At 60.7% G+C, this 21,273-nt stretch carries 20 protein-coding genes; 4 read left to right on the top strand and 16 right to left on the bottom strand.

Annotation, left to right across the window (positions count from 1 at the left end; translation table 11 throughout):
• Positions 1-52: 52 nt before the first annotated feature.
• Entirely contained in the window at positions 53-2,197 is a 2,145-nt protein-coding gene (locus tag ACM6I5_RS06095; RefSeq protein ID WP_414883409.1) for a 3-hydroxyacyl-CoA dehydrogenase NAD-binding domain-containing protein, read from the bottom strand.
• Between the two features lie 28 nt (positions 2,198-2,225).
• Positions 2,226-3,431: an acetyl-CoA C-acetyltransferase gene (locus ACM6I5_RS06090; protein ID WP_017337353.1), complete on the bottom strand. Its 1,206-nt coding sequence runs from the start codon at positions 3,429-3,431 to the stop codon at positions 2,226-2,228.
• A 593-nt stretch (positions 3,432-4,024) separates the two neighbouring features.
• On the opposite strand from ACM6I5_RS06090, the gene ACM6I5_RS06085 reads away from it, so the two are divergent.
• A complete protein-coding gene (locus ACM6I5_RS06085) occupies positions 4,025-4,855 on the top strand; it encodes a c-type cytochrome (protein ID WP_414883435.1) in 831 nt (276 codons plus the stop codon).
• Between the two features lie 171 nt (positions 4,856-5,026).
• On the opposite strand, the gene ACM6I5_RS06080 is transcribed toward ACM6I5_RS06085, so the two are convergent.
• The 8 genes from ACM6I5_RS06080 to ACM6I5_RS06045 form a co-directional block, all read right to left on the bottom strand.
• Complete coding sequence (locus tag ACM6I5_RS06080; RefSeq protein ID WP_414883408.1) at positions 5,027-5,836, bottom strand: transglutaminase family protein; 810 nt, start codon at positions 5,834-5,836, stop codon at positions 5,027-5,029.
• Positions 5,833-6,783 carry an alpha-E domain-containing protein gene (locus ACM6I5_RS06075; protein WP_150711766.1) on the bottom strand — a complete coding sequence of 317 codons (951 nt, stop codon included), beginning with the start codon at positions 6,781-6,783 and terminating at the stop codon, positions 5,833-5,835. The genes ACM6I5_RS06080 and ACM6I5_RS06075 overlap by 4 nt, the downstream gene beginning before the upstream one ends.
• A 12-nt stretch (positions 6,784-6,795) precedes the next feature.
• Positions 6,796-8,205: a circularly permuted type 2 ATP-grasp protein gene (locus ACM6I5_RS06070; protein WP_017337349.1), complete on the bottom strand. Its 1,410-nt coding sequence runs from the start codon at positions 8,203-8,205 to the stop codon at positions 6,796-6,798.
• A 468-nt stretch (positions 8,206-8,673) separates the two neighbouring features.
• Positions 8,674-9,015: a ribonuclease E inhibitor RraB gene (locus tag ACM6I5_RS06065; protein ID WP_017337348.1), complete on the bottom strand. Its 342-nt coding sequence runs from the start codon at positions 9,013-9,015 to the stop codon at positions 8,674-8,676.
• A gap of 218 nt (positions 9,016-9,233) precedes the next feature.
• Complete coding sequence (locus ACM6I5_RS06060; RefSeq protein WP_150637829.1) at positions 9,234-9,467, bottom strand: hypothetical protein; 234 nt, start codon at positions 9,465-9,467, stop codon at positions 9,234-9,236.
• A 149-nt stretch (positions 9,468-9,616) separates the two neighbouring features.
• Positions 9,617-10,492, bottom strand: coding sequence for a polyamine aminopropyltransferase (speE, locus tag ACM6I5_RS06055; protein WP_017337346.1), 876 nt, complete (start codon positions 10,490-10,492; stop codon positions 9,617-9,619).
• A 253-nt stretch (positions 10,493-10,745) separates the two neighbouring features.
• Positions 10,746-10,937, bottom strand: coding sequence for a PLDc N-terminal domain-containing protein (locus tag ACM6I5_RS06050; RefSeq protein ID WP_017337345.1), 192 nt, complete (start codon positions 10,935-10,937; stop codon positions 10,746-10,748).
• A gap of 66 nt (positions 10,938-11,003) precedes the next feature.
• Positions 11,004-11,534, bottom strand: coding sequence for a hypothetical protein (locus ACM6I5_RS06045; RefSeq protein ID WP_008042186.1), 531 nt, complete (start codon positions 11,532-11,534; stop codon positions 11,004-11,006).
• A gap of 179 nt (positions 11,535-11,713) precedes the next feature.
• Here ACM6I5_RS06045 and ACM6I5_RS06040 point away from each other — a divergent pair, with 179 nt between their 5' ends.
• Positions 11,714-13,195 (top strand): methyl-accepting chemotaxis protein, encoded by a 1,482-nt coding sequence (locus ACM6I5_RS06040; protein ID WP_414878586.1) that lies wholly within the window; start codon positions 11,714-11,716, stop codon positions 13,193-13,195.
• A gap of 137 nt (positions 13,196-13,332) precedes the next feature.
• On the top strand, positions 13,333-13,698 hold the full coding sequence (locus ACM6I5_RS06035; RefSeq protein ID WP_414883407.1) for a terminase: 366 nt from the start codon (positions 13,333-13,335) through the stop codon (positions 13,696-13,698).
• On the opposite strand, the gene ACM6I5_RS06030 is transcribed toward ACM6I5_RS06035, so the two are convergent.
• From ACM6I5_RS06030 to ACM6I5_RS06020, 3 genes are all read right to left on the bottom strand, one after another.
• A complete protein-coding gene (locus tag ACM6I5_RS06030; RefSeq protein WP_017337342.1) occupies positions 13,699-14,496 on the bottom strand; it encodes an acyl-CoA thioesterase in 798 nt (265 codons plus the stop codon).
• Positions 14,497-14,633: 137 nt separating this feature from the next.
• The gene (locus ACM6I5_RS06025; protein ID WP_414878585.1) at positions 14,634-15,401 is read right to left on the bottom strand and encodes a CHAD domain-containing protein; all 768 of its coding nucleotides are present in this window, start codon (positions 15,399-15,401) and stop codon (positions 14,634-14,636) included.
• Between the two features lie 42 nt (positions 15,402-15,443).
• Positions 15,444-15,722 (bottom strand): hypothetical protein, encoded by a 279-nt coding sequence (locus tag ACM6I5_RS06020; protein WP_017337340.1) that lies wholly within the window; start codon positions 15,720-15,722, stop codon positions 15,444-15,446.
• 221 nt (positions 15,723-15,943) lie between these two features.
• Here ACM6I5_RS06020 and ACM6I5_RS06015 point away from each other — a divergent pair, with 221 nt between their 5' ends.
• Positions 15,944-16,984: a patatin-like phospholipase family protein gene (locus ACM6I5_RS06015; protein ID WP_017337339.1), complete on the top strand. Its 1,041-nt coding sequence runs from the start codon at positions 15,944-15,946 to the stop codon at positions 16,982-16,984.
• 146 nt (positions 16,985-17,130) lie between these two features.
• On the opposite strand, the gene ACM6I5_RS06010 is transcribed toward ACM6I5_RS06015, so the two are convergent.
• The 3 genes from ACM6I5_RS06010 to kdpC all read right to left on the bottom strand — a co-directional run bounded on the left by ACM6I5_RS06010 (position 17,131) and on the right by kdpC (position 21,207).
• The gene (locus tag ACM6I5_RS06010) at positions 17,131-17,829 is read right to left on the bottom strand and encodes a response regulator (protein WP_017337338.1); all 699 of its coding nucleotides are present in this window, start codon (positions 17,827-17,829) and stop codon (positions 17,131-17,133) included.
• A 49-nt stretch (positions 17,830-17,878) separates the two neighbouring features.
• Positions 17,879-20,530 carry a DUF4118 domain-containing protein gene (locus tag ACM6I5_RS06005; protein WP_414883406.1) on the bottom strand — a complete coding sequence of 884 codons (2,652 nt, stop codon included), beginning with the start codon at positions 20,528-20,530 and terminating at the stop codon, positions 17,879-17,881.
• A 131-nt stretch (positions 20,531-20,661) separates the two neighbouring features.
• Complete coding sequence (gene kdpC, locus ACM6I5_RS06000; protein WP_017337336.1) at positions 20,662-21,207, bottom strand: potassium-transporting ATPase subunit KdpC; 546 nt, start codon at positions 21,205-21,207, stop codon at positions 20,662-20,664.
• Positions 21,208-21,273: the final 66 nt, after the last annotated feature.

Raw genomic sequence — 21,273 nt, 5'->3', positions numbered from 1 at the left:
CCTGCCTCGAAACAGGGTGACAAGGCAAGCCCCGGAGTGCGTCATCGGTCCCTTAAAACGCCTCCCCGCTGGCGGCTTTTTGCAGCAGCAACGCCGGTGGTGCGAACCGTTCGCCGTACTCTTCGGCGAGGTATTGCGCGCGGGCGACGAAGTCTTTCACACCGTACTGGTTGATGAACTGCAGCGCGCCACCAGTCCAGGCCGCAAAACCGATACCGAAGATCGACCCGACATTGGCGTCCGCCGTCGATGTCAGTACGCCCTCTTCCACGCAGCGCACGGTTTCGAGGGCCTGCACGAACAGCAGGCGATCGCGCACATCCTTTGGCGAAATCTGTCCGTCGGCTTTCTCGAAGCGGGTTTTCAACTCAGGCCACAAATGCTTTTGGCCGCCGGCCGGGTACTCGTAGAAACCACCGCCCGCGGCTTTGCCTGGACGCTTGTATTCGTTGAGCAGCAAGTCAATCACGGCAAACGCGGGATGCTCAATCAGCGGTTTCCCTTCTGCTTGCAGGTCTTTGGCGGTTTGCTGGCGGATATGGCTCATGAGACTGAGGGAAACTTCGTCGGAGATCGCCAGAGGCCCGATCGGCATGCCAGCCTTGCGGGCTTCGGTCTCGATCATCGCTGCGCTCACGCCTTCGCCAAGCATGGCAATGCCTTCGTTGGTGAAGGTGCCGAACACTCGAGAAGTGAAAAAGCCACGACTGTCGTTGACCACAATCGGCGTTTTCTTGATTTGCAGTACGAAATCGAACCCTCGGGCCAGGGTTTCGTCACTGGTGTGGGCGCCTTTGATGATTTCCACCAAGGGCATTTTTTCCACGGGGCTGAAGAAATGCAGGCCGATGAACTTGCTCTGGTCCGGTACGGCGGTGGCGAGCCCGCTGATAGGCAAGGTCGACGTGTTGGAAGCGATCACTGCGTCAGGGCCAACGATAAGCTGCGCGGCGGAAGAGACTTTGGCTTTCAGTTCGCGATCTTCGAACACGGCTTCAATGATCAGATCGCAGCCGGCCAGATCGGCATCCTTTTCGGTGGTTTTAATTCGCGCCAGCACTGCATCGCGCTGCTCGGCGCTCAACTGGCCGCGGGCAACTTTCTTGTCCAGCAATGCCGCCGAATGTGCCTTGCCCTTCTCCGCTGCCGCGAGGTTGATGTCCTTGAGCACCACGTCGATGCCCGCCGATGCGCTGACAAAAGCAATCCCGGCGCCCATCATCCCGGCGCCCAAAACACCCACGCGACGTGTCACATAAGGTGCAAACCCGTGAGGCCGCGAGCCGCCCGCATTGATCTCGTTGAGCTGAAACCAGAAGGTGCCGATCAGGTTCTTCGAGACCTGGCCGGTGGTCAGCTCTGTGAAATAACGGGTTTCGATCAGGTGCGCGGTATCGAAATCCACCTGCGCGCCCTCAACCGCCGCGCAAAGAATTTTCTCCGGCGCGGGCAGGCAGCCCTGGGTTTTAGTGCGCAGGATCGACGGCGCTATCGCCAGCATCTGCGCGACTTTAGGATTCGATGGCGTACCGCCCGGTATCTGATAGCCCTTCACGTCCCAGCGCTGCACAGCCGTTGGATGGGCGATGATCCAGGCTCGAGCCTTGGCCAGCAGCTCTTCGCCATCCGATGCCAGTTCATCGATAAGACCCGCCTGCAAGGCTTGCTGTGGGCGGACCTTCTTGCCTTCAAGCAGATATGGCAAGGCTTTTTCCAGACCGAGCATGCGCACCATGCGCACCACCCCGCCGCCGCCCGGCAACAGGCCGAGGGTGACTTCCGGCAAACCGAGCTGCACGGATGCGTTGTCTAGTGCCACGCGGTGATGGCATGCCAGGCAGATTTCCCAGCCACCGCCCAGCGCCGCGCCGTTGATCGCGGCGACGACAGGTTTACCCAGGGTTTCCAGGGTGCGTAACTGGCCCTTCAGCGTCAGCACCATGTCATAAAACGCTTTGGCTTCAGGCTTGCCGACCTTGATCAGTTCATTCAGGTCGCCACCGGCGAAAAACGTTTTCTTGGCCGAGGTGATGATGACGCCGGCGATGCTGTCTTTTTCAGCCACCAAACGGGCGACGCAGGCAGCCATGGCCTCACGGTAGACCGCGTTCATGGTGTTGGCGCTCTGGCCCGGCATGTCGATGGTCAGGACGACGATCTGGTCCTGCCCTTTTTCGTAACGGATTGCTTCGTTCATGGCTCTTGTTTTCCTGAAAATCGGGGGCTCAGAGGCGTTCGATGATGGTGGCAATGCCCATGCCGCCGCCGACACACAACGTCGCCAGGCCATAGCGCAGGCGGCGGGTTTCCAGCTCATCGAGCAGCGTGCCGAGGATTGCGCAACCGGTCGCGCCGAGGGGATGGCCCATGGCGATGGAGCCGCCGTTGACGTTGACCTTGTCCGGGTCGATGGTCATGTCCTTGATGAATTTCAGTACGACAGAGGCAAACGCCTCGTTGACCTCGAACAGGTCGATGTCTTCGACCCGCAGCCCGGCCTTGGCCAGCGCCTTGCGCGTGGCCGGCGCCGGGCCGGTGAGCATGATGGTCGGGTCGGTGCTGGTAACCGCCGTGGCGACGATCCGCGCCCGTGGCTGCAAGCCCAGCGCGCGCCCCTTGGCTTCGGAGCCGATCAACATCAGCGCCGCGCCATCGACGATCCCGGAACTGTTGCCCGGCGTGTGCACATGGTTGATTCGCTCGACGTGACTGTAGACCCGCAACGCCGTGGCATCGAAGCCCATTTGCCCCATCATCTCGAAGCTCGGCTTGAGCTTGCCCAGGCCTTCAAGCGTGGAGTCGGCGCGGATGAATTCATCGTGATCGAGCAGGAGAATGCCGTTCTGGTCCCGTACCGGCACCAGCGATTTACTGAACGATCCATCGGCCCGGGCCCGCGCGGCTTTTTGCTGGGAATGCAGCGCGTAGGCATCGACGTCCTGACGGCTGAAGCCTTCAAGGGTGGCGATCAGGTCGGCGCCCACGCCTTGCGGTGTGAAATGGCTGTGCAGATTGGTTTCCGGGTCCAGCGCCCAGGCGCCGCCGTCGCTGCCCATCGGCACCCTGGACATCGACTCGACGCCACCGACCACCACCAGTTCTTCAAAGCCGGAACGCACTTTCATCGCCCCGAGATTCACCGCCTCGAGCCCCGACGCGCAGAAGCGGTTGATCTGCACACCTGCCACGCTGACGTCCCAATCGGCCACTTGTGTCACGGTTTTGGCGATGTCGGCGCCTTGATCGCCGACCGGCGTCACGCAGCCCAGCACCACGTCATCGACCTGGCTGGTGTCCAGAGAAGTGCGCTGCTGCAGCGCCCTGAGCAACCCGGCCACCAGGTTCACCGGTTTGACGCTGTGCAAGGCACCATCGGCCTTGCCTTTGCCACGGGGCGTACGTAACGCGTCGAAAATCAAAGCTTGGGTCATGACGTCCTCGAACCTGACGGTGAAAATACTGAGCCTTCACCTTATGCCGAGCCACCGCCGATTCAATGACCGCAATGCTCACAGACGTTGACGGACACGCTCAGACGGACGGTAGTGTGTTACCGGATTAACCGTTTCAGGACACCGAGCTGTCTAGCAAAAGGGCGGCAAAGAAGCTGGCAATAGGCCTCATGCCTTTTTTAAAGCAATTTGTGCGCGCTCCATACGAAAGGGTTCTAAACCACGAGTGACGCGGGCCCTAAGGTGAACATATGCGAAGTTGTCGTCGGGTTTTGCCGAGGCGCTCGCTCTACAGGAAGTGCAACGCGCTGCCGTCATGGAGATATGCAGGCAGGCATCAGGAAATAACAAAAAAGGCGGTCAAGCCATGTTCAAACATTCGAAAGTACGTCAAGCCGGACTCATTCTTTTCGCCACTATGCTGTTGTTGATTTTGCCGAACCTGACCAAGGTGATCGGCTAGTCGGTTATTAAAATACGGCGCCAAGGTTTTTTATCGCCTCATCAAAAATGTGACTGGCTCGCTACCCGGGCCAGCGTGGGTGTGCCAACCTTTGCGGCACTTCCACGACATGGACGGCGATCATTTGAAAACGCTCATTCTGCTCGGGGCCTTGCTGTTCGGCTCGCCCCTTTATGCCGCACAGCTGAACCTGGAGCTGGGCGCGAACAGTCGCACCTGGCAAACCGAGGAATTGCTCAAGCATCCTCAGGTGCAGACCCTCACGATTACCAACGACGTTTCCTATAAACGGGACATGAGCTATCGCGCCGTGCCCCTGGCGGCGTTGTTGACCGGCATCACGCCTGGCGATCACTTGCAAGCGGTGGCACTGGATGGTTTTGCCGCTGAACTGGCAGCCGCGCCGTTGTTCAATGCCAAGGGCGCGCGGGCCTGGCTGGCGATTGAAGACCCGGCCAAGCCGTGGCCGCCACTGTCCGAAGGCAAGCCAGGTGCGGGGCCGTTTTATCTAGTCTGGACCAACCCGCAGGCGGGCAACATCAGTCCCGAACAATGGCCCTTTCAAGTGGCGAGCATCAAGCGCATGGCGCCGGTGGCAGAGCGCTTCCCTGCCCTGTTGCCGGATCCGGCGTTAAAGGCGGATCATCCGGTGAATCTGGGGTTTGCACTGTTTCAGAAGAACTGCCTGGCGTGTCATCGTCTCAATGGCGCCGGGGATGCGCAGTTCGGACCGGATCTTAATATTCCGTTTAACCCGACCGAGTATTTTGGCGCGGACTTTTTGAAGCGGTATATCCGCGATCCGCAGAGCTTGCGACAGTGGCCACAGGCGAAGATGCCGGGGTTTTCGGCGCAGGTGTTGCCCGACGGCGATCTGGAGATGTTGGTGGGGTATTTGAAGCATATGGCTGGACGCAAGCACATCACAGCCAATAAGTAGCAGATAGACCTGTAGCGAGGGAGCTTGCTCCCGCTGGGCCGCGAAGCGGCCCTCAAGTCAGGCGATGCGATCCGTCATGCAAACCACTTTTATCGGATTTACGACTGCTGCGCAGTCGAGCGGGAGCAAGCTCCCTCGCCACAAAAGCGCCTTCTCCCCGATAATTCGTGATTACTGTTGTTGGACCGAGATCACAGGCATCGGCGTCGGCGACACAAACACCTTCGCATGCATCTGCTCACACCCGCCGCCGCGACGCATCCCGCGCACCGGACAGGCATCCAGGTAATCAAGGCCCACCGCCAGCTTCAAATGGCGCTCCGGCCGCGCCAGTTCATTGGTCACGTCAAAGCTGTACCACGCGTCGTCCAGCCAGGCTTCCGCCCACGCGTGACTGGCCAGGTGCTCGCAGTTCTCGCTGTACAAATATCCCGATACATAACGCGACGGAATGCCCAGGCTGCGAGCACAGGCGAGGAACGCGTGGGTGTGGTCCTGACACACGCCAGAACGCCCGGCAAAGGCCTTGGCCGCGCTGGTATCCACTTCGGTGGAGCCAGGCGTGTAGGTCATGTGCTGGTTCAGCCCATGCATCAAGTCGATCAATGCTGTGCGATCCCGGCGTTGCTTGCATTCCTTTTCCGCGAAAGCGCGCAGGGCTTCGTCGGCTTCTGTCAGGCGTGTGAAACGTAAAAACGGCAGCGCCGACTGGCTCTCGTGCTCGGCCTCACGCAGTTCGTCGATGTCGACCTGGCCACGGGCGCCGATGATGATCGCTTCATGCGGCTCGTCCATGGTCAGCACGTGCAGAATGTTGCCGAACGGATCGAGTTGCGCACGCACCGGGCGCGGCAGGTCGAGTTGCCAGCTGAGCACGTGCTGGCGCTCGCTGTCGTGAGGGGTCAGTCGCAGGTACTGGATGCTCGCCCGCACCTGATCTTCATAGTGATAGGTGGTCTCGTGGCTAATGGAAAGTCTCATGCCGCCTCCAGGTAGGAACTGTGTATGGCGTTACCCAACTGGCGCACCAGCGGGATGAACTCGGTCAACCAGGCGTGCAGGCCTTCGTCGAGAATTTCGGTGATGCCGGTGTAGCGCAGGCGCGCGTCCATCTCGGCGGCCAGGCGTTGCGCGGGACGGCCGTTGGCGCCGGGCAGCTGGGCGAGGATCTGGTCGATTTCTTCGGTGCAGGCCCGTAGCGAACGTGGCACATCAGCACGCAATAGCAGCAGTTCGGCCACATGCCGGGCACCGGGCGCATCGCGGTAGATTTCGGTATAGGCCTCGAACGACGACAACGCCCGCAACAAGGCACTCCACTGGTAATAAGCGTGGGCCGTGCCGTCGCTGACCGCTTCGGCCTGATCGCCAGCCATTTCGTAGCGAGCATCGAGCAGGCGCAAGGTGTTGTCGGCGCGCTCGATAAATGTGCCCAGTCGAATGAAACGGAACGCATCGTTACGCATGATGGTGCCGTAGGACGCGCCGCGAAACAGGTGCGAACGTTCCTTGATCCACTCACAGAAACGGCTCATTCCGTAGCGGCTCAAGCCTTGCTCGGCGATCCCGCGAATTTCCAGCCAGGTGGCGTTGATGTTTTCCCACATGTCGGCGGTGATTCGCCCCCGCACGGCATGGGCACTGGCCCGTGCCGAACCGAGGCAACTGTAAATGCTCGCCGGATTGGCCGCGTCCAGGGCGAAAAAGTGCAGCAGCCGTTCGGCATGCAACTCGCCGTGGCGTTCGAGGTAATCGTCCAGGGTGCCGGTAATCAGCAGCGGCATCGCGAGCTCATGCAGACCATCACCGCGACCATCCTGCGGCATCAGCGACAGCGAATAACTGATGTCGAGCATCCGTGCGAGGTTTTCCGCCCGCTCCAGGTAACGCGACATCCAATACAAATCCGAGGCAGTTCTACTTAACATGGCAGGCTTCCTTCAATCCTCGACCACCCAGGTGTCCTTGGTTCCGCCGCCCTGGGAGGAATTCACCACCAGGGAGCCTTCACGCAGGGCGACTCGGGTCAAACCGCCGGGCACGACCCGGGTTTCGCGGCCAGACAAAACAAACGGACGCAGGTCGATGTGGCGTGGCGCGATGCCGTTTTCGACAAAGGTCGGACAAGTCGACAGGGACAACGTCGGTTGCGCGATGTACGCGTGTGGCTTGGCCTTGATGCGGGCGCGGAACGACTCGATTTCCGCCGCTGTCGCCGCCGGCCCCACCAGCATTCCGTAACCGCCGGAGCCCTGGGTTTCCTTGACCACCAGATCCGGAAGATTGGCCAGCACGTGGGACAGCTCAGAAGGATTGCGGCACTGGAACGTCGGCACGTTCTTCAGGATCGGCTCTTCATCCAGATAGAAACGGATCATGTCCGTCACGAACGGATACACCGATTTGTCGTCCGCCACCCCGGTGCCGATGGCATTCGCCAGCACCACATTGCCCGAGCGGTAGGACGACAGCAGCCCCGGCACACCGAGCATCGAATCCGGGTTGAACGCCAGCGGATCGAGGAACGCATCGTCGAGGCGTCGGTAGATCACATCGACCGCTTTCGGCCCGTCCGTGGTGCGCATGAACACCTTGTCGTCCCGCACGAACAGGTCCGCGCCTTCCACCAGTTCGACGCCCATTTCTCGCGCCAAAAATGCATGCTCGAAAAACGCACTGTTGAAGCGACCCGGCGTCAGGACCACCACGCTCGGGTTATCGATCGGGCTGGAGCTTTTCAGGGTGTCGAGCAGCAGGTTCGGATAATGATCGATAGGGGCGATGCGCTGTGCCGAGAACAGTTCGGGGAACAGGCGCATCATCATCTTGCGGTCTTCGAGCATGTAGCTCACGCCGCTCGGTGTACGAAGGTTGTCTTCGAGCACGTAGTACGTGCCGTCGCCATCGCGCACCAGATCGACACCGGAGATGTGCGAGTAGATATCCCGGTGCAAATCCAGGCCTTGCATCGCCAACTGGTATTGCTCGTTGGCCAGCACTTGCTCGGCCGGAATGATGCCGGCCTTGATGATGCGCTGTTCGTGATAGAGGTCGGCGAGGAACATGTTCAACGCCTTGACCCGCTGGATGCAGCCACGTTCGACAATCCGCCATTCGCTGGCGGGGATGCTGCGCGGAATGGTGTCGAAGGGAATCAGGCGCTCTGTGCCCTGCTCGTCCCCGTAGAGCGTGAAAGTAATCCCGGCGCGATGAAACAACAGATCGGCCTCGCGTCGCCGTTGGGCGAGAAGTTCGTCAGGCGTCTCGGCCAGCCAACGGGCAAACTCCCGATAATGCGGGCGGACCTGGCCGCCGGCATCGTACATCTCATCAAAATAGGTGCGGATCATGCCGTACTCCTTGTCACCCGGACATACAGACCTTCGCAAGGCCCGTGCCATCGGCATAAACGCTTTGATATCAATCGGTTGGATATTCGTCGCGCAGCGACCGCACCATTCCTGTGCGGTAATTGCCCCAACCTGATCGCCCCCGCTTCATTGCGAAGCAATGCTTTCACCTATCACCAGCATAGTCAGAGTTGATTTCACTGCCCGGCAGTGGCTGTGGATAATTGGCGCATTCGCTGGTAATGCTCACCGAACTTCCCTTTTAGCCGCCTGTTCAGGCGGCTTTTTTTTGCTTCTTTGAAATGTCATGAATCAAAAACACGTCAAAAGATCGCAGCCTTCGGCAGCTCCTACGCATTCCTATGCAGGAGCTGCCGAAGGCTTGCGATCTTTTGATGTTCAGACGCACAAACGAAAACGGCCAACCCGAAGGTCAGCCGTTAGTGGATGTTGTCGCTGTTCATAGTGTTATGCGAGTAGCCCTCGTACCTCCTGCTTGACGCCCCATCCTTCGATGATGCCGCCCAAAGGCTCGACCACCGCCTCGAAGTCCTGCTCAAAGTCGCCGATGCCGTCATAGGTGGCGGACATCACTTTACTCAGTTCCAGGGCCCATGCGCCGTCATCGCGTACGCTGATCTGTGCATTCATGGATTCGCCGGAATAATGCCCTGCCGCCCTGCGTGCCCGCTCCTCGTCCGGGAAAATGGCGTAGAACTCGATGGGATGGAATCGTGAAAAGTCGAAACCGCCTTCTTTCATGCGGCGCAGCACCGAGCTGCTGATGTCTTCTTGATAGGCTGTGCTCATGAAACGTCCTCCTCAAACCGATGGATAGACTTTCCGTACTCCCGACGCCTGCAACCGAATGGTGCAAGCATTGCGGCAACCACGTTGCCGAAGGGAAACAAGCATGTAGCTGACAAGACCAGACCTTAGCGATCCAATCGCTGATCTCGATTGCAGAGTAGCCTCAAGTAAGCGCCGCTGCCAAGGCCTGGTGTTTCACGAGTGTGCCAGAGAGTGTTTCAGACGGGAGTGATGCCGAGGATTTGTATGCTGTTCTGGGACTTGAGATTCTTGACGCTCGCATCAGCAGTGCGCCCTTCCAGATCGTTCAGATCCAGTTCGGCAGCGACAGGAAGGAGACGGGCCTTGATGAGTTTGGCGGCATGCTCGTTGTCCGGGCATTCGTCGCACTCAAAGACTTCATCGACTGTTTCGCCGTGATCATCCACGAAAGTGATTTTCCACTTTTGCATCAGTGCCTCCTCGAACAAACCCGCAAATGGGCGTACATCTATCTGGACTTTTGGCCTGACTGATCGTTCAAACGGATTACGGCACACCCACATAAAAACACACTGACCCTGTGGGAGTTGGTCGGCTTCCACAGGGGATGTGAATAACGTTAGTCGTTGCTTGGCTTGTTCACGGCTTGCAGTACGTATTGCGGCAAGGCAAACGCGCCAATGTGGATCTCCGGATTATAGTAGCGGGTGATGATGCCGCTGCCGGCGAAGCGCTGTTGCAGGGTTTCGCGGGACAATTTGCGATAGGCGGTATTGGTCGCGCCCCAGGCAAATGTCATCGAACCACCGATGTAGGTCGGCACGGCGGCCTGATAGAAGTGCCAGTCCGGGAAAAGGCTGCGCAGGCGGCCGGCGGTGGTTTTGACTTCTTCGATCTGCATGAACGGCGTGCCGTTCTGGGTCACCAGGATACCGCCCTCGTTCAGGCAGCGACGGCAGGCCTGGTAGAAGTTTTCCGAGAACAGCACTTCGCCCGGACCGATAGGGTCGGTGGAGTCAGAGATGATCACGTCAAACTTTTCGGTGGTGGTGGCGACGAAGCGCATACCGTCGTCGATCACCAGGTTCAGGCGTGGATCATCGAACGCACCCTTGGAGTGGTTCGGCAGGAATTCCTTGCACATGTCGACCACGGTGCCGTCGATCTCGACCATGGTGATGTGCTCGACGCCACCGTGCTTGGCCACTTCACGCAGCATGCCGCCGTCGCCGCCACCGATAATCAGCACGCGTTTGGCGCTGCCGTGCGCCAGGATCGGCACGTGGGTGAGCATTTCGTGGTAGATGAATTCGTCGGCTTCGGTGGTCTGGATCACGCCGTCCAGCGCCATGACCCGGCCCATGCGCGGGTTTTCGAAAATCACCAGGTGCTGGTGTTCGGTGCGCACTTCGTGCAGCAGTTTTTCCATGCGAAAACGCTGGCCGTAGCCTTCGTAGAGGGTTTCCAGGTAATCGCTGGTTGGAGTGTTGCTCATGGGAAGTGCTCCGATGAATGCGGTGGCAACGGACGGTTACCCGCCCATGAAGGCCAATCGATCAGCTCGATTGCCCGGGAAAGGCGCGCATTCTACGTCGCGGAAGATGACAGGTCGAACGTCAGTTGACGGCTCGACGCCAAACCTGTGGGAGCTGGCCTGCCAGCGATAGTATCGCTGCGGTCTATCAGAGACTCCGCAGTGATGCCATCGCTGGCAGGCCAGCTCCCACAGGTTTGGCGGTGTTTAGGGGTCAGATTCGCACGTTGCCCCGCGGCCCGGCGATGGCCCAGATGATCAGGCCCAGGACCGGCAACAGCAGGATCAGCAGGACCCAGACGATTTTCATCCCGGTGTCGGCGCCACTTTTCAGCACGTTGATGATTGCCCAGATGTCCAGGGCAAGAATGATCAGGCCAACCAGGCCGTTGAACGTGGAACCCATGGTGTCGCTCCCTAAGAGTGATGTGCACTCTTAGGATAGCCGGCCGTTGTCAGGGTTCCGTTTTATTCAAACGTGGATCGCCACTTTCAGGGCTTCCAGGGAGGGTGCGGCCGCGATGCCGACCTCGGCGCACAACTCGAGCACACGCGGCACGTCGTTGCCGTAGACCAGCACCACTTGCAGTTCGTCGTCCAGCAACTGGCTGAAGTTCATCAGCGTGTAGCCGCCGTTTTCCTTGTTCATGCTGCCCATCTGTACCTGGATGCGATTGAGCGCGGTCAGCGCTTCGGTCTTGGCCAGTTGCTTGGGTTTGATGTTGAAATCCACGCCCGGGCCGAACGACGCGACGATCTGCGCGAACAAGTCCATATAGGTGTCAGCCTGGAACAGCACGGTTTCCGGCAGGCTGCCGACGACCACCCACTCGCCCAACGGAATCGGGAAGGTGTCGTCGTAGTTGATGTCCGGATTGGCCGTCAGAAAAGCCTCTGGATCGGCGTAGGCCTGGGCCGCTTCGTCAGCGACCTTGAGGATTTCGTCTTCGCTCATGCACCCGGAGCTGATTTTGCTGATGAGTTCGACGAGTGCGGCTTTCATGGGGGCGGAATCCTGTAGCGAGGGAATTTTGAAGGCGCGAAGGATAGCGCATTACGCCCCGCAATTCCTGCGCGGGAACACGGTCGGGAATGTTGATGCACATCAAGATCCGCCGACTCGGGTAGCGGCACAATGCTGGCACCTTGCCAATGCTGTTTCCGCTATCAGAGAAGACCTCCATGGGTGCCTGGCTTAGCAACATCTCGCTGAAATATAAATTCTGGGCGGTCAACGCTGTCGCCTTCGTCACCACCCTGTTGTTGGTGCTGTACGCCGTACAACTCGAACAGCAGGCCCGCAGTCAGGCGGCTCAAGCGTCTGCTCAAGCGCAGGCGCGATTGCTCAACGCCTGGCCTGCCGGGCAGGCGCTGCCCAAGGCCGATAACCTGCTGACGTTCAGCCGCGGGCAGGCGCCGTTGCTGAACGAGCAGCCCGTGCTGGAATTGGCGGATGCCAACGGCTGGGTCAAGATCAACTCGATGCCGCTGTTTGGCGACAACCCGCTGATGGGCGCGGAAGTGTTCACGCGCGCCGATGGTCAGCAAGTGGCAGTGATCGCTCATGGCCCGAGCCTGACCCAGGTGTTTGGCGAGCGTTTCGCCAATTACGCGGTGGCGGTGTTCATCCTGATGCTGGCGATGCTCGGAGCGTCGCAACTGTTGATCCGTTTTTTGCTCAGCCAGCTCAACACTTTGAAAGACGTGATGCTCCACGTTGAAAAAACCGGCGATCTGTCTGCCCGTGTGCCGCTGGCCTGCACCGACGAGGTCGGGCAGATGGCCGGCGCGTTCAACGCCATGCAGGCCGGTTATCAACGGGTGGTCACCACTGTCGCCAGCACCGCCCGGCAACTGGATGTCGGCGCGGCGCGCCTGGCATCGAGCATGAACGAGGTCCGTCACGGCATGCTGGGCCAGCAAAGCGAAACCGACCAGGCCGCCACGGCGATCAACGAAATGACCGCCACCGTCTATCACATCGCCCAGCACGCCGGCGCCACCCGCGACCTCTCGCAAACCGCCGATACCTTGGCCGGCAGCGGTCAGGAAGTGGTCAGTCGCGTGCAGAAGTCGATTGCCGGGTTGTCCACTGGCGTACAGCAAACGGCCGAGATGATTCAGCGTCTGGCCGAGGACAGTCAGAAGATCAACGGCGTGGTCAATGTGATCCACAGCATCGCCGAGCAAACCAACCTGCTGGCGCTGAACGCGGCGATTGAAGCGGCCCGGGCCGGGGAAATGGGACGTGGCTTTGCGGTGGTCGCCGATGAAGTGCGCAACCTCGCCAAACGTGTACAGGCCTCGACTGACGAAATCACCCTGATGGTCTCGGCGTTGCAGGCCGGAACCCGGGATGCGGTGGATTTCATGCAGGAAAGCTCGTTCAAGGCCGACGACTGCGTGCAACAGGCTCAAGAGGCCGGCGCCGCGTTGGTGGAAATCACCAGCGCCGTGGCGCAGATGCGTGAAAGCAACACGCAGATCGCGGTGGCGGCCGAACAGCAGAGCCAGGTGGCGGAAGAGATGAACCGGGCGGTGGTGAGCATTCGCGATGTGACCGAGAACACGGTGCAGCAGACGGTGGATTCGGCGACGACCAGTCATGAGTTGGCGGCGTTGGCCGGGGAGTTGAGCAAGGCGATAGGGTTGCTCAAGCTGTAAGGGCCCCTTCGCCGGCTCAATCAACATCAATTCTGACCATGGCACCTATCACTGCGATAGCCATCCTTGATTCGCCGCCCGCCCATGCCACGCCTATTCTTCAATCATGTGTTCAACATGGATCGAGGATCAGCATCATGGGCAAACGTCACCCCAACCTTCCCGCCTGGCAATGGCGCGCGTACCCGAACAACCACCAGCACCCGGCCAATCTGGTGTTGCACCTGATTGCCGTGCCGCTGTTCATCGTGGCGTTTCTGCTGCTGGTGTGCGGGGTGTTCAGCCTGAGCTTTGCAAACTTCGCGATTGGCATCATCGGCCTGCTCGCTGCATTGGGCCTGCAACGCCACGGTCACAGCCTGGAGGCGCAGGCCTCCGAGCCGTTCAGTGATCGCAAAGATGCGGTGTCGCGCCTGCTGGTCGAGCAGTTCCTGACCTTTCCGCGCTTTTTCCTCAGCGGCGGCTGGTGGCGTGCCTGGCGTGAGCGCCACCGTCGTCACTGATCAGGCAAAAATCGTCACGGTCTGGCGACTCATGGCGATCAGCTGACCGTCCGCGCTCCACAGCTTCGCGGCCGCATGACCATAGCCGTCAGCGGCATGTTCGATTTCCACGAGGTATTTGCACCAGTCCAGGGTGCTGAGCTCGAGCAACGGCTGGACGAATTCGATGGTCCAGGTCAGCGTGCTGCCCATCGCGACTTTATTCAGGTGCGGCAACAGCGCCGGCGGCCAGGCGTCCACCAACGCCAGGATATGCGCCTCAGTGACCGCCTCTTCCTTCACATCACCACGCAAGCGCACCCAGCCGCCCATCTCGCGGGATTTATTGCCCGTGAACGGCAGGCCGCCAACACTCCAGCGCATCGCCAGATGGCGCATGAATTCCGGAGTCATGCCTTTGACATACGGCAGCTCCTGGCAGTCGTCCCAGTGCTTCATGTCGGGAGCCGGCGTGGCGGCTACGGCCACTTCGGACGGCCGCGAGGCGCCAAAGCTGCCTTGGATCAACGTCACCACTTGTCCCTTCTGCATCGCCCGGCCCAGCACCTGGCTGACCGCCTTGCCTTCGCGCAGGACATCGACTTCAAAACTGACCGGCACTTCGGGTTCGACGGGCCCGACAAAGGTGATCGCCAGCGAGCGCACGGGACGATCCACCGGCACCCGTGCGCGCATGGCTTCGTATTGCAAAGCCGCGACCAGACCGCCGAAGCTGGCACGCCCCTGCGCCCATTCGGCCGGAATAGACAGCTCCAGCGGCTGGCTGCGGACGGCGTCGAGCAGATCGGAAAAGCGCATGAAAACCTCAAGGGCAGAAATGGAATGAAGCGATGTTAACCAGCCAGCGAGGATGGCACAGCGCTTATTCTGGCCAAAAGCACTGACAGATGAGCCGGATGTACACACTCTTCGGCTGCTGCTGGGCCGTGGTGGCTTCAGGATTTGAAACAGGCGGCGCTGAGTTTGTCGAGAACAATGTCGGCACGGCCTTCGGCCTTGGCCATGGTGGTTTTCCACACGGCCACACAAGGTTGCAGATCCGCTTCGTGTTCGGCCCGGGCCAGCCATTGCCAGCAATCGTGCCAATCCCCCAAGGCCGCCTGAGCCGACTTGAGCCTCGGCAAGGCCGGTTTCGGCAAACGGTCCAGTTCGGGGTAGGCCTCGATGCCATACCGTACACGCTTGATCAACAAGCGCAGTCGATGGCGATCATGGGCAGGATCGTGCAAAGCCTCATCGAGTTTTTTCCACTGCTTGCCCAGACGCTTTTCGATGCGTTTGCGCAGTCCCTTGAGCAACCCCTGTCGCTGGGATGCCCGTAGAAAACGCGGGAAGGCGTCGAAAATCATCAGCAACTGCGCCAGCTCGGTGCTTGCCGCGACCGCCGGATAGGCCACGGCCATCTGCGCCATGCGACGTTGCGCTGCCTCGGGTTGATCGTGCTCGAGCAAATACGCCGCCAGTACTTCGCGATCGCGCAACGGCGTGGTCAGGTCTCCGACCCGGGACGCCGCCACTTCCAGCTGCTCGACCCCTGGCAAGCCGCGCAACGGCCGCAGCAGACTGCGCAAACGGCGAACCGTGGTGCGCAGATCATGCAACGCTTCCGGATCGGTGCGGGCATTCAAACGTGCCTGACACGACAGCAGGCGGACTTCCAGGCCCAGAACATGGGCCACTAACCGATCAACCAAGGCAGACATCGTTTGCTCCCTGAATCGAATTACTGATGCCTACATCATGCCTCAACGCCCGGCGCGTGATTCACGAATATAAAAGCGCGCCTTCTCGGCTTTCTTGGTGCAGCCTTCGAACGCTTCGAATTGCTGCTGGGTCTTGGCGCCGGTCAGCAACGACAGGGCCTTGGAGTAACTGACGGTGCCGGCGAAACCTTCGGCCTTGGCCAGGTCCAGCTCACGCCACGCGGCATCGATCCCGCTACCGCAGCTGTCACGGTACGCAGTCTTGCCGGCACAACCGGCGAGCGCCAGCGCAATCAAAGGCACACAGATCCAGGCTTTCATCACTCACACCTCAAAGATAGGTAAACAGTCGTGCAGGTAAGACGGTCCGGCGCGTGAAAAGTGCCTTGGCCCGCTGCGGAAACTATAGCGCTCGCGAGAATAACCATCTGCCGCCATGGAGTGTCGAAAAAACGACGCGTTCACCCTGCTGAACGACCTTAGCGATTGAAGCACGCCCCTCGTTGGGTGCATTGTTGAACCTTGTCAGACGAGGGCGATTCATGAAAAAGCGTGTCGCATTGGTGCTGGGTTCCGGTGGAGCCCGGGGCTATGCCCATATCGGTGTCATTGAAGAGATCGAGCGGCGTGGATACGACATCGCCTGCATCGCCGGTTGTTCGATGGGCGCCGTGGTTGGCGGGATTTATGCCGCCGGCAAACTGGATGAATACCGCAACTGGATCGAGAGCCTGGATTACCTCGACGTGCTGCGCCTGGTGGATGTCAGTTTTCGACTGGGTGCGATTCGCGGGGAGAAGGTCTTCGGGCAGATCCGCAAGATCGTTGGCGAGATCAATATCGAAGACTTGCGCATCCCCTACACGGCGGTGGCCACCGACCTGACCAACCAGCAGGAAATCTGGTTCCAGGAAGGTTGCCTGCACCAGGCGATGCGCGCCTCGGCGGCCATTCCGAGCCTGTTCACGCCGGTGATGCAGGGCAATCGCATGCTGGTGGACGGCGGTATCCTCAACCCGTTGCCGATCGTGCCGGTGGTGTCGAGCCATTGCGACCTGATCATCGCGGTCAACCTCAACTCCACCAACCAGCGCCACTATCAACTGCCGGTGATCCAGCGCCCGGCCGCGTTCAAGACCCGGTTCGACAGCCTGATGAGCTCGGTCGGCTCGAAGTTGCCATTCCGTCGCAAACAAGCGGAAAAGTTGCTGCTGCTGGAAAAGGAGGCATTGATCGCAGAAGCGGCCGAGATCAACCCCTGGATCGAATCCGCCGAACCCGAAGCCCAGCAACCGGCGGCCGCTCCGGAACGCGATGGCGCGCCGAAATCAGCCACCGGCTCGTTCATCATCGACAACGTGGGGCCGGCGTCCTTGCTGGATTTGATCAACCAGAGTTTCGAAGTGATGCAGACGTCGTTGGCGCAGTACAAGATTGCCGGTTATCCACCGGATATCCTGATCAACGTGCCGAAGCGGGTGTGCCGGTTTTTCGAGTTCTACAAGGCGCCGGAATTGATCGCGCTGGGGCGCGAGATTGCGCGGGATACGTTGGATAGATACGAGAGTGAGCGGGATTCCTGAGGTTTCTCGAGTGAATGTGAGGGCCCCATCGCGAGCAGGCTCGCTCCCACAATTGATCTTTGGTAGACACAAAATTTGTGGATCACCTAAATCCACTGTGGGAGCGAGCCTGCTCGCGATCGGGCCGGATCAAGCAACACAAAACCCTAAAGACCACCTTCACTCAAAAGCCGATACCCAACCCCCGCCTCTGTCACGATAAACCGCGGCTGCGTCGGGTCATCCGCCAGCTTCTGCCGCAAGTGCCCGACCACAATCCGCAAGTAATGACTGTCCTCGGTATGGGTCGGCCCCCAGATGTCCTTGAGCAATTGCTGCTGGGTGATCACCCGCCCCGGGTGCCGCGCCAGTTGCGCCAGCACCGCGTATTCCTTGCGGGTCAACGCCACTTCGACGCCGTCGAGCAGCACCCGGCGATAGGCCAGGTCCACGGTCAACGGGCCGAACGCCAGCGCCGCTTGCTGCGCCTCACCCACCGGCGCCTGACGCAACAAGGCACGCACCCGCGCCAGAAACTCCTGAATACCGAACGGCTTGGTCACGTAGTCATTCGCACCGCCATCCAGCGCTTCCACCTTCTGCCCCTCGCTGGCACGCACCGACAGGACCAGCACCGGCACTGTCGACCATTCACGAAACTCGCGCAGCACTTGCTGGCCGTCCATGTCCGGTAGACCGAGGTCGAGCACGAGGAGGTCCGGTTTGTTCAATGCGGCCTGTGCCAGGCCTTCCGTGCCGGTGCCGGCCTCCAGCACTTTATAGCCTTGGGAAGCGAGGCTGATGCGCAGGAATTTACGGATCTGCGGTTCGTCGTCGATGACCAAAATGGTCGCGGTCTGGCTCATGGTTTCTGATCGTGGCATGGAGAAATCCAAAGGGTATCAGGCTTCACTGTCAGCCCTCACTGTCAACGTCGGGTTGTTGCTGCAAAGGCAAGTGAAGAGTGATGCACGTGCCACGCCCTTCGATACCGTCGCCGACGCTGATTCGCCCGCCATGGGCGCCCACCATGCCCTGACAGATCGCCAGTCCAAGCCCCGTGCCCTGCCCGCCTCGATCTCCACGCGCGGCGGTGTAGAACATGTCGAAAATCTTCGCCCGCTCCTCCTCCGGAATGCCCGGGCCTTCATCGCTGACCGAGAAGAACAGCTCGCTGTCATCGGCGCCGGCGAGTAATTGCAGACGGCCGTGAGGTGGCGAAAAACGCGCGGCGTTTTCCAGTACGTTGACCAGTGCCTGCTCGATCAGCGCGGCATGCACGTACAGCAGCGGCAATTCGGCCGGCACTTGGGTGCTGACCTGCAGCGGTGCCAGCACCGCACGCAGGCGATTGAGGGCGCTGCCGACAATGTCGGCCGGCGACACCCAATCCCGTGCCAGCTTCAATGCGCCGTGGCCCAGGCGGGTCATGTCCAGCAGGTTTTGAATGTAGCGATCGAGGCGCTCGGCTTCATCCCGGGTGCCTTCGAGCAGTTCGCGACGATCCTCCAGCGGGATCGCCTCGCCGAGCGCCAACAGGCTGTCGATGCTGCCGCGCATGGACGTCAACGGCGTGCGCAGATCGTGGGACACCGACGCCAGCAAGGCGCTGCGCAGTTGCTCGGTTTCGCCGTGCAGCCGCGCCGCTTCCAGGTCTTCGGCCAATTGCGCGCGAGCCAGGGCCTGGGCCAGCGGCTGACTCAACGCGGTCAATAACCGTCGACGCTGACCGCTCAAGGTCTGCCCTTCTTTGGCACAGACGCCGAGCAATGCCAGCGGCCCGTCTTCCACCGACAGCGGCCACCACCACCAACGCCCGAACGGCAGCGTGCCGGTGCCCGCGCCCGCCGGTTGATCGTGTTGCCAGGCCCAGTCGGCGGCCGCGCGCTCGGCTTCGGAAAACTCCAGAGGGCCGCCGGTTTCGACTTTCCAGCCGCTCTGGCCATCGCGATTGAGCAGGCACAATTGCAGATCGCTCCAGCCCTCGAGGTGCTGGGCAGCGGCATTGACCACGGCCTGACGGTCAGTGGCCGCCGTCAGTTTGCGTGACAGGTCGAGCAGTTCGGTGGTTTCCTCCTGGGTGTCGCGCAAGGCCTGCAATTGCCGCCGCTGGCGCGCCGCGAGGTTGCCGGTGAGCGCTGCCATCAACAGGAAGAACAGCAAGGTCAGCACGTCTTCTTCACGCTGGATGCTGAAGGAAAAATTCGGTGGAATGAACAGGAAGTCGTACGTCAGGAAGGACAGCGCAGCACAGGCCAGCGCCGGGCCGAGGCTGCTGCGCACCGCCACCAGCAACACGGCGGCAAGGAACACCAGCGAAATATTGGGCAGCGGCAAGACACTCGCCACTGCCCAGGCCAGGGCAGTGGCGAGCACGGTCGCGACCAGCGCCAGCGCATAGTCGAACCACACCAGCGACTGTACCGGGCGTTGTCGTGGCGGGTCCTGTTCGTGATCGCTGTCGATGACGTTGATTTCGAGCCCGCGAGCATGGCGCAACAAACGCGCCGCCAGGCCGCCACCGAACAGCCGACGGCGCAATCGCTGCCGGGACTGGCCGACCAGGACCAGGCTGGCACGTCGTTCAGTGGCGTGCTGAATCAGGGTTTTCGCCACCTCACCGGCCCGCAGCAACACCACTTCACCGCCGAGGCGTTCGGCCAGTTGCTGGGCACTTTGCAGACGCAGGCGTGATTGCTCATCACGCACGCTGCCGTTGTCCACATGCACCAGGCTCCACGGCAGATGCCGACGCTGGGCGACGCGGCTGGCGTGACGCACCAGACGCTCGGCCTGGGCATCGCCATCGACACCGACCAGTAAACGACCGCGCACCGTCGGTGCTGCCTGGCCAAGCTGACGATACCCCTGGGCCAGGTCGTTATCGACCTGAGCCGCAGCGGTTTGCATCGCCAGCTCACGCAGGGCAGTAAGGTTGGTCTGGGAGAAGTACGCATCGATGGCCGCCCGCGCCTGCTCCGGCACATAGACCTTGCCGTCACGCAGACGCTCAAGCAGCTCCCGTGGCGGCAAGTCGATCAACAGCAATTCGTAGGCTTCTTGCAGCACCCAGTCCGGCAGGGTTTCGCGGACTTGCACGCCGGTGATCCCGCGCACCTGATCATTGAGGCTCTCCAGGTGCTGAACGTTGACCGTGGTGTACACGTCAATGCCGGCGGCGAGCAGTTCCTGAATATCTTGCCAGCGCTTGGCGTGACGACTGCCCGGTGCATTGGTGTGGGCCAGCTCGTCCACCAGCACCAGTTTCGGCTTGGCGGCGAGCAAGCCGTCGAGGTCCATTTCTTCGAGGGTCACGCCCCGGTATTCCGAGCGCACCAAGGGTTGCTGCGGCAAGCCGCCCAGCAGCGCCTCGGTCTCGGCGCGGCCATGGGTTTCGACGACGCCGGCAATAAGCTTCACGCCTTGGCGAAGTTGGGTATGGGCGGCTTGCAGCATGGCGTAGGTCTTGCCGACACCAGGCGCGGCGCCGAGGAAAACCTTGAGCCGGCCACGACCGTCGCGGGGCAGGTCTGCTAACAGCGCGTCGGCGCGGCCGGAGTCACTCATGCTTTGATATCTCTTTTTTTCAGAGGTTGATGAGGTGATTGTTCTGCCGTCATCGCCAGCAGGCTGGCTCCCACAAGAATTCAGCACTCCCTGTGGGAGCCAGCCTGCTGGCGATTGGCGCCACCACCGATCTACAGTTTTTCCAACGCCATGTTCAACGCCAGCACATTCACCACCGGCGGCCCCACCAGCGGCTGCTCGATGTGCGCATCCAACAGGTTCTGGAGCGTCGCCACCGGCAGGTTCCGCGCCGCCGCAACTCGCGCCAGTTGATAGGCAATTGCGGCCGGAGGCAAGTGTGGATCGAGGCCACTGCCAGAAGTGGTCACCAGCGCCAACGGCACCGGCCCCTGCCCTGGCACTCGCTGTTTGTTGGCATCGTCGATCACCCGAGTGGCCAAGGCCGGGTTACTTGGCGAGAGGTTACTGGCGCTGCTCGATACCGTGGCGAAAGCACCGGCGGATGGACGTGGATGGAACCAGGCATCACCGGTGAAATCCTGGGCAATCAGCGAGGAGCCGCGGACCTTGCCATCGGCGTCGTGTACGAGGCTGCCGTTGGCTTGATCCGGGAACGCGACCTGGGCGACACCGGTGACCACCAAGGGGTAAGCGACACCGGTGATCAAGGTCATCAAGACCAGCAGGCTCAGGGCCGGACGTATCATTGTGGACATTTCAAAATCCTCGAATTCATTAAAAACATGCACATCACCCTGTGGCGAGGGAGCTTGCTCCCGCTG

The organism is Pseudomonas sp. IT-P171 (assembly GCF_949767765.1).
Taxonomy (GTDB): Bacteria; Pseudomonadota; Gammaproteobacteria; order Pseudomonadales; family Pseudomonadaceae; genus Aquipseudomonas; species Aquipseudomonas fluorescens_B.
Note: the sequence above shows the minus strand (reverse complement) of the source record. Positions and strands in the feature narration are given on the sequence as shown.